Annotated in this window: 8 protein-coding genes and 1 other RNA gene; 2 read left to right on the forward strand and 7 right to left on the reverse strand. The window is 71.3% G+C overall.

The genetic code is table 11. From position 1 onward, the window contains the following. Positions 1-136 precede the first annotated feature (136 nt). From PKE44_RS11130 to PKE44_RS11160, 7 genes are all read right to left on the reverse strand, one after another. A complete protein-coding gene (locus PKE44_RS11130) occupies positions 137-1,339 on the reverse strand; it encodes an ABC transporter substrate-binding protein (protein WP_324551077.1) in 1,203 nt (400 codons plus the stop codon). A 176-nt stretch (positions 1,340-1,515) separates the two neighbouring features. Beyond that, a complete protein-coding gene (locus tag PKE44_RS11135) occupies positions 1,516-2,151 on the reverse strand; it encodes an ABC-type transport auxiliary lipoprotein family protein (RefSeq protein ID WP_324551078.1) in 636 nt (211 codons plus the stop codon). Positions 2,152-2,186: 35 nt separating this feature from the next. Continuing rightward, the gene (locus PKE44_RS11140; protein WP_324551080.1) at positions 2,187-3,110 is read right to left on the reverse strand and encodes an MlaD family protein; all 924 of its coding nucleotides are present in this window, start codon (positions 3,108-3,110) and stop codon (positions 2,187-2,189) included. A 21-nt stretch (positions 3,111-3,131) separates the two neighbouring features. Beyond that, on the reverse strand, positions 3,132-3,947 hold the full coding sequence (locus PKE44_RS11145; RefSeq protein ID WP_324551082.1) for an ATP-binding cassette domain-containing protein: 816 nt from the start codon (positions 3,945-3,947) through the stop codon (positions 3,132-3,134). Next, positions 3,932-5,008, reverse strand: a complete 1,077-nt coding sequence (locus PKE44_RS11150; protein WP_324551084.1) for an ABC transporter permease — start codon at positions 5,006-5,008, stop codon at positions 3,932-3,934. Before PKE44_RS11150 ends, PKE44_RS11145 begins: the two co-directional genes overlap by 16 nt. Before the next feature lie 164 nt (positions 5,009-5,172). Further along, positions 5,173-5,766: a thermonuclease family protein gene (locus PKE44_RS11155; protein ID WP_324551086.1), complete on the reverse strand. Its 594-nt coding sequence runs from the start codon at positions 5,764-5,766 to the stop codon at positions 5,173-5,175. 53 nt (positions 5,767-5,819) lie between these two features. After that, complete coding sequence (locus tag PKE44_RS11160; protein WP_324551088.1) at positions 5,820-7,094, reverse strand: bifunctional O-acetylhomoserine aminocarboxypropyltransferase/cysteine synthase; 1,275 nt, start codon at positions 7,092-7,094, stop codon at positions 5,820-5,822. Between the two features lie 206 nt (positions 7,095-7,300). On the opposite strand from PKE44_RS11160, the gene ffs reads away from it, so the two are divergent. Beyond that, positions 7,301-7,397, forward strand: an RNA gene (ffs, locus tag PKE44_RS11165) — signal recognition particle sRNA small type. A gap of 77 nt (positions 7,398-7,474) precedes the next feature. After that, the coding region (dnaX, locus tag PKE44_RS11170) for a DNA polymerase III subunit gamma/tau (RefSeq protein WP_324551090.1) at positions 7,475-8,620 on the forward strand (1,146 nt) is incomplete at its 3' end.

The following is an 8,620-nucleotide window of genomic DNA, read 5'->3' on the forward strand; positions in this document are numbered from 1 at the left end:
GCGTGCGGGCCCTGGCGGCGGCGGCGGCTCGCGAGTTGCGGGAGCCGCTGCGCAGGCACTGGCGGCACTGGCGCGCGCAGCCGCCGTTCTGGCCGGCCGCGGACTGAAAGCGCCGCGCAGCGTCGCGGCGACCGCTTCAGTCGATCAGCCGCCAGTCACCGTTGCGGATCTCGATCATCCGGAATGCCGTGGCGTCGAGCCCGAGGTGATCGGTCGGCGCGTAGTGGACGATGCCGCCGGTGCCGACGTAGCCGTGCGTCGCCTCCAGCGCCCGGCGCACCGCGTCGGCCTCGACGCTGCCAGCGCGACGCACGGCCTCCGCCCACTGCATCAGCGCATCGTAGGCATGACCGCCGAAGGTCGAGACGCTGCCGCCATACGCGGCGGTATAGGCCTGCGTGTATTCGAGGGCGACGCGCTTCTGCGGATCGGCCTCCGGCAGCTGGGCGGCGACGATCAGCGCCGCGGCCGGAAAGCGCACGCCTTCGGCTGCGTCACCGGCGGCCTCGATGAAGGCCTTCGAGCCGATCGAATGCGTGTGGTACAGCGCGAGCTTCAGGCCGGCCGCGTGTACGGCGCGCGTGATGCGGGCCGAGCTGGCACCGACGCCGAGCACGAGCAGCGCCTGCGCGTCGCTCGCACCGATGCGCGCGAGCGGGGCCGAGAAGTCGGCTTCCTTCGGATCGTGACTGTCGTCGAGCACGACCTGCACGCCGCTGGCCGCGGCGCGCGCCAGACACTGGAAGCGCCCGGAACGGCCGTAGCCGCTCGCTTCCGACAGCAGCGCCACCCGCGTCAGGCCGCGCGCGCGCAGGTCGGCGAACACCTTGTCGCAGGCCATGCGGTCGGTGTGCGCGGTCTTGAACACCCATTTCTTGGCCGGCTCGACGATCAGTACCGAGCCGGCGAGCGACAGGAACGGCACCTCGGCGCGCTCGACCAGCGGCAGCGCCGCCAGCGAGGCGCTGCTGGTGGTGCCGCCGATCAGCACATCGACACGCTCGGCGTCGAGCAGGCGCCGGAAAGCCGGATCGACCTTGGCGAGTTCGCCGCCATCATCGACGTGGATCAGCCGCAGCGGCCGCCCGAGCAGACCGCCGGCGGCGTTCAGGCGCTCGACGTAGAGCTGCAGCGTCTTCAGCTCCGGCTCGCCAAGGGCGGCGCCGGGGCCGCTCAGCGTCAGCACCGAACCGATGCGGATCGGCTCGACGGTGCCGGCCTGCGCCGGCGGCAGGCCGCCAGCGAGCAGCCCGAGCAGACCGAGCAGCGCTGCCGGCCACCACGGCCGGATCGCTGTGCGGCAGCTGAACCGACAGTGGAACATGCGAATGCTGGACATCGGTTTTCTCCTCTTTCCCTGGTATCCCTGGATGGTTGGCGCCCGTCACTGGCACGCCGCCATTTGCCCGTGTTTCGGGTCTGGTCTTCGCTACGGCTGAAAAGGCATTGCGGTACTGCGGTACTGCCCGGAATCGCGGTACTGCGCGCTTGCGGATGCCGGATGCCGGATGGCGCTCAGCGCCGGCCAACACGTGCCGGTGCCGGCGCGAAGGTTTCGGCCGTGAACGCCGCGAGCCCGGCGAGCACGCGGGCATCGGCGCGATCGGCCGCCGCCGCGTAGCCCTCGGCATTCGCACTCGCCGCCGGCTCCACGGCGGCGAATTCGCGCGTCGCCAGCACGCGCCGGTCGACGACATCGGTGAACACGGCCCGCAGGCGCAGCCGCACGACGCCCGGCTCGCCGGCCGACAGATCGTGCACGAGTTCGAGCACGTTCGTCGTCAGGCGCACGTCGGCACGGCCCGGATTCGGGGCCGGCAGCACCGCCGTCCAGGTGCCGCCCTGCGCGAGCGTCTGCACGATCAGCGGCTGCAGCATGCGCGCCGGTACGTCGGCCCATTCGCTGCGGGTGTAGTAGTCGATCGCCAGCGGCTGGCGCGAATACGCCATGCGCGGCGTGTCGAAGCCGGCGCGGGCCTCGGGCTTGTCGACCAGCAGCACGCCGGCCGGGCGCGCCGCGCCGGCCGGTGCGGCCGCCGGCACGGCCGACAGCAGCCAGATCGTGCGCGGTGCATCCGGCGAGCTGCCGAGATTGATCGCCGAGCAGCCGCCGAGCAGCAGCGCGAGCAGCGTGAGGCGGACACGGGTCATCGGCAGTCCTCGCTTCATGCAGGCCCCGGCGGCATTCATTCGCCCGGCCCCGGATTGTCGTTCTTGCGCCCGAACAGCAGCATGCGCGGATTGCGTTCGAGTTCGCCGCCGAGGCGCTCGACGACCTCGGTCATGCGCCGAAGCTCGGCGAGCAGGCCGGCGAGTTCGGGGCCGGCGCTGCCGGCGAACTGCTGCAGGTCGCGCCGGGTGCCGGCGACCGCCGTGTCGAGCGTGCGTGCGGTCTGTCCGAAGCTGCGCACGGTGTCATCGACGAGGCCGACCGTGGTCTTCAGGCGCGCGCCGAGGGTGCGGATCTCCTTCGCCGCGCCGCTCGCGGCCTCGGCGGTATCGGCGGTGGCGCGCAGCACCTGATCGAGCGTGGCGGTCTGCTTCGCGAGCGCCGCACTGAGCGTGCGCAGGTTGCCGAGCGTGTCGTGGACGGCATCGAGGTTGTCCTGATCGAGCAGCGCCTGCAGCCGGTTCGACAGCTTGCCGAAATCCCCGAGCACCTGGGTCACGGCGTTGTCGAGGCGCTGCACCAGCGACGGCCCGGTCGGGATCACCGGAAACGGCTCGTCTTCACGTCGCTTCAGCGCGGGTGCGTTCGGGTTGTCGACCGACAGCTCGATCGCGGCGATGCCGGTCAGGCCCTGGGTCGCGAGCACGGCCTTCGTGCTTTCGAGGATCGGCGTGCCGCGCTCGATCTTCAGATCGACGATGACGCGATCGGGCTGCTTGCGATCGAGCGCGATGCCCGCGACCTCGCCGACCGCCACGCCGCGCAGGCGCACCGCCGCCTTCGGGTTCAGGCCGGCGACCGAGTCGCGGAAGAACAGCCGGTAGATGTCGTACTGCTTTTCCTCGGTGCCGACCGTCAGCCACAGCAGCGTGCCGATCAGCGCCGCCGACAGGGCCAGCACGAAAACCCCGACCAGCGTGTAGTTGACCTTGTTCTCCAACGGCTGCCTCCTGCGCGCGGCTCAGTCTTCGGCGGCTGCCTCGGCGGCCCGCGCGCGCGGACCGCAGAAGTACTGGCGGATCAGCGGATGCGGGCGCCGCGACAGCGATTCGATCGGCTCGCAGGCGAGCACGCGCCGCTCGCCGAGGAAGGCAACGCGGTCGGTGATGCGCCAGAGCGTGTCGAGATCGTGCGTGACGATCAGTACCGTGAGTCCGAGCGCGGCACGCAGTTCCAGCACCAGTTCATCGAGCGCCGCGGCGCCGACCGGGTCGAGGCCGGCGGTCGGCTCGTCGAGGAACAGCAGGTCCGGATCGAGCGCGAGTGCGCGCGCCACGCCGGCGCGCTTGATCATGCCGCCCGAGAGCTGCGACGGATACTTGTCGCCGCTGCCCGGCGGCAGGCCGGCGAGCGCGACCTTCAGCTCCGCGAGCCGGTCGATCTCGGCCTCGGGCAGCGTCGTGTGCTCGTGCAGCGGCACGGCGACGTTCTCGCGCACGGTCAGCGACGAGAACAGCGCGCCGTGCTGGAACATCATGCCGAAGCGCCGGCGCAGCGCGAAGGCTTCGCTCTCGTCGAGACCGACGGTCTCGGCGCCGAACAGCCGCACGCTGCCGGCCGAGGGGGCATCGAGCAGCGCGACCTCGCGCAGCAGCGTGGTCTTGCCGCTGCCGCTGCCGCCGACCAGCCCGACGATCTCGCCGCGACGCACGGTCAGTTCGAGGTCTTCATGCACGACCTGCGCACCGAAGCGCGTGCCGAGGCCGCGGATCTCGATGACCGGCGGCGCGTCGCCAACCGGTGGGGGTGATGGCGGCGGCGTCAGATCTTCAGCCACGAGAACAGCACCGAGAACGCCGCATCGACGACGATGACCAGAAAGATCGACTGCACGACCGAGACGGTCGTCTGCCGGCCGACCGCCTCGGCGCCGCCCGAGACCTTGAAGCCCTGATAGCAGCCGACCAGCGCGATCAGCAGCGCGAACACCGGCGCCTTGCCGACGCCGATCAGGAAGGAGCGCACCGACACCGCCTGCGGGAAGCGCTGCAGGAACTCCTGGAAGCTCACGCCGAGCTGCAGGTCGGCCATCACCATGCCGCCGAGCACGCCCATCGCATCGGCGTACACGGTCAGCAGCGGCAGCGCGACCATCAGCGCGAACACCTTCGGGATCACCAGCATGTCCATCGGCCGGATGCCGATGGTGCGCAGCGCGTCGATCTCCTCGGTCACGCGCATCGTGCCGATCTGCGCGGTCCACGCCGAGCCGGTGCGCCCGGCGACGATGATCGCGGTCATGATCACCGACATCTCGCGCAGCATCGTCAGGCTGACCAGCTCGACGATGAAGATGTTGGCGCCGTAGCGCCCGAGCTGCGAGCCGCCCTGATAGGCGATGACGACGCCGAGCAGGAAGGACAGCAGCCCGACGATCGGCATCGCCGCGAGCCCCGCGCTCTGGATGTTGGCGAGAAACGGCGTCCAGCGGAACCGGTGCGGCAGGAGCAGCGCGCGCCAGAACGCGAGGCTCATCTCGCCGAAGAAACCGAGGAAATCCCGCACCTCGCAGAGCTGCGCCGTCGCGCGCCGGCCGAGTGCTTCGAGGCAGCCCGGCACCGGCGGCGGCGGCGGGCGCTCGCGCGCGGCCTGGGCGCGCACCAGATCGAGCAGCGTCGCGTGCCCTGCGGTCAGGCCGTCCCAGTGCGTGTCGCTGCCGGCTTCGAGCGCGAGGATCTGCAGCGCCCCGGCGGTGTCGAGCGCGGTCAGGCCGCCGGCGTCGATGCGCGGCACCGGCTTTTCCGGCAGCAGCGGCAGGCCGCAGGCAAAGCCGGCGAGCGTCCAGCTGCCGTCCAGACGCACGCCCCCGGACGGGTCGGCGGTGCAGGTGGGAAGCACGAGCTCGGCAGTCGTCATGGCTTCGAGTGTTTCACGGGCGCCGCACGGGCGCCAAGCCACGCGACGGCGGCTGCCGGCAGGCGCATCGGCACGGATTCAGCACCGCTTCAGCACGGACCCGGCATGGACTCCGCCCGGATTCCGCCCGGACCCTCCTCGCGGATTCATCGCGGATTCAGCCGCCGCCACAGCCACGGCGTCTGCTGCGCCCCGGGGGCTTCCCAGATGCCGCGCCCGGCGCGCCGGGCCTCGGCTTCGGCGGTCGTGTATTCGGAGCTGTTGTTGAACTCGCGATAGACGGCGGCGCGCCCGGCGTGGACCTGTTCGAGACCGATGTCGGTCTTCCCGAGCCAGATGCGCCCGACCGTGCGCCCGTACTGGTCGGTGTCCAGCACTTCGAGGCGCACGTTCTCCTTGCGCAGCCGCGCCGTCAGGCCGCTGCGCGCGAGCCGCCCCCAGTCGCCCTGGCCGAGTTCCGGGGCGTCGATGCCCCAGAGCCGCACGCGCCGCTCCTGAGCGTTGCAGGCGAGCGTGACGGTGTCGCCGTCCTGCACCGAGCGCACCGTGCAGTCCTCGGTCGCCCCGACCGGCGCCGGTCCGGCGCTGCTGCTCATGCCCCAGGGCTGCAGCACCAGCACGCCGATGACGACGAGCACGAAGGCGAGCGCCGCGAACAGCGGCGCCGGACCGCGCGCCGGCCGGCCGAAATCGCTGACGAAGAAACTGCGCAGCCAGGCGACGAGGTGACGGTGCAGCATCGTGTTCGGAATCTCCCTGGAAGGCCTGTGTCCGGCGGCCCGCCCCCGGCGCTTCAGCGCGTCGCGGCCAGCGCCTGGTCGAGGTCGGCGAGGATGTCGTCGATGTGCTCGATGCCGATCGACAGCCGCACCATGTCCTCGCTGACGCCGGCCTTCGCCAGTTCCGCGGCGTTGAGCTGGCGGTGCGTGGTGCTCGCCGGATGGCAGGCCAGGCTCTTGGCGTCGCCGATGTTGACCAGCCGCGTCACGAGCTGCAAGGCATCCTGGAAGCGCGCGCCGGCCTCGCGTCCGCCCTTGACGCCGAAGGTCACGAGGCCCGAGCCCTTGCCGCCCATGTAGCGATCGACCAGCGGCCGGAACGGGCTGTCGGGCAGGCCCGGATAGCCGACCCACTCGACCGCCGCGTGATCGCGCAGGAATCCGGCGACCGCGAGCGCATTCGCGCAGTGCCGGTCCATGCGCAGCGCCAGCGTCTCGATGCCCTGCAGCACCAGGAAGCTGTTGAACGGCGAGATCGCCGCGCCCATGTTGCGCAGCGGCACGACGCGCGCGCGGCCGATGTAGGCCGCCGCGCCGAGCGCCTCGGTGTAGGTCACGCCGTGATAGGAGACATCCGGCTCGTTCAGGCGGCGGAAGCGTTCCTTGTGCTCGGCCCAGGGAAATTTCCCCGAATCGACCAGCACGCCGCCGATGCAGGTGCCGTGGCCGCCGAGGTACTTGGTCAGCGAGTGCACGATGATGTCGGCGCCGTGCTCGAACGGCCGGCACAGATACGGCGTCGCGACCGTGTTGTCGACGATGAGCGGCACGCCGTGCGCGTGCGCAACCTGCGAGAAGGCTTCGAAGTCGACGACGTTGCCGAGCGGATTGCCGATCGTCTCGCAGAACACCGCCTTGGTGCGGCCGTCGATCAGCGCCGCCGCCGAGGCCGGATCGCGGTAATCGACGAAGCGCACCTCGATGCCGTACTGCGGCAGCGTGTGCGCGAACAGGTTGTAGGTGCCGCCGTAGAGCGTGCCGGTGGCGACGATGTTGTCGCCGGCCTCGGCGATGGTCTGGATCGCGTAGGTGATCGCCGCCTGTCCGGAGGCGAGTCCGAGCGCGCCGATGCCGCCTTCGAGCGCCGCCATGCGCGCCTCCAGCACCGCCGTGGTCGGGTTCATGATGCGCGTGTAGATGTTGCCGGCGACCTTCAGGTCGAACAGGTCCGCGCCGTGCTGCGTGTCGTCGAACGCATACGACGTGGTCTGGTAGATCGGCACCGCGACCGCCTTCGTGGTCGGGTCGGGGCTGTAGCCGGCGTGGATCGCGAGGGTTTCGAGCTTCATCGTCTGCACTCGGGTGATGGGATTGCGGGCGGACGGGAGGCTGCTCCCGGTCTGCGACCGCCCGGCCCCTAGCGTAGAAGCTGGTTCCCGGACTGCGCCTGCGGCGGTTTCCCCGCGGCCGGCGCTTCGGCTAGACTGCGCCTCCCTCGCGGCCGGCCGGTCGCAGGAGCGCAGTCTTCGAGCTGCACGTTTTCTATGGTGGCCCGTATCGGTCCCCTCGCGACGCTAGGCCGTGAACCCCGCCAGGCCCGGAAGGGAGCAACGGTAGCGGCCGATGCGGGCGCCGGGGTGCGTCTGGTACGGGCCACCACCCATTTCCGGCCGCGTCAGGCATGGCAGGGCGCGGCGGCCCACGCGAACCACCCGGCAGGCGGCACGAGATGAGCCATCAGGTTCTGGCGCGCAAATGGCGGCCGAAGCGCTTCGCGGAACTGGTCGGGCAGGAGCACGTCGTGCGCGCGCTCGGCAACGCGCTCGCCAACGGCCGCCTGCATCACGCCTTCCTGTTCACCGGCACGCGCGGCGTCGGCAAGACCACGATCGCGCGCATCCTCGCCAAGTCGCTGAACTGCGAGACCGGCATCACCGCCGAGCCCTGCGGCGTCTGTGCGGCCTGCCGCGAGATCGACGAGGGCCGCTTCGTCGATCTGATCGAGGTCGATGCGGCCTCGCGCACCAAGGTCGAGGACACGCGCGAGCTGCTCGAAAACGTCCAGTACGCACCGGCGCGCGGTCGCTACAAGGTCTACCTGATCGACGAAGTGCACATGCTGAGCACCAGCAGCTTCAACGCGCTGCTGAAGACGCTCGAAGAGCCGCCGCCGCACGTGAAGTTCCTGCTCGCGACCACCGACCCGCAGAAGCTGCCGGTCACCGTGCTGTCGCGCTGCCTGCAGTTCAGCCTCAAGCGTCTGCCGGCGGCGCTGATCCAGAGCCGGCTCGCCGACATCCTCGACGCCGAAGGCATCGCACACGAACCGGCCGCGCTCGCCGCACTCGCGCGCGCCGGCGACGGCTCGATGCGCGATGCGCTGTCGCTGCTCGATCAGGCCATCGCCTTCGGCGCCGGTCGCGTCGGCGCCCTCGACACCGCGGCGATGCTCGGCACGATCGACCGCCAGCACGTCGTGCACCTCGCCGAAGCCCTGGCCGGCGGCGATGCGGCCAGTGTGCTCGCGGCGATCGAGCGGCTCGATCGCGAGGCGCCGGATTACGACGGCGTGCTCGCCGAGCTGCTGTCGCTGCTGCAGCGCGTCGCGCTCGCGCAGGCCGTGCCCGGCGCCAACGACGAGCTGTACGACAGCGATACGCTCGTCCGTCTCGCCGCCGCGTTCACGGCCGAGGACGTGCAGCTCTGCTACCAGATCGCGCTGCACGCGCGCCGCGACCTGCCGCTCGCGCCCGAGCCGCGCGGCGGCTTCGAGATGGCGCTGCTGCGCATGCTCTGCTTCCGTCCGGCGACGCTGCCCGGCGCCTCCGGCAGCGGCGAGCTTCCGCGCCCGGCCGCCGCTGCGGCATCCCGCCCC

Source organism: Plasticicumulans sp., from assembly GCF_035331805.1.
GTDB lineage: Bacteria > Pseudomonadota > Gammaproteobacteria > Competibacterales > Competibacteraceae > Plasticicumulans.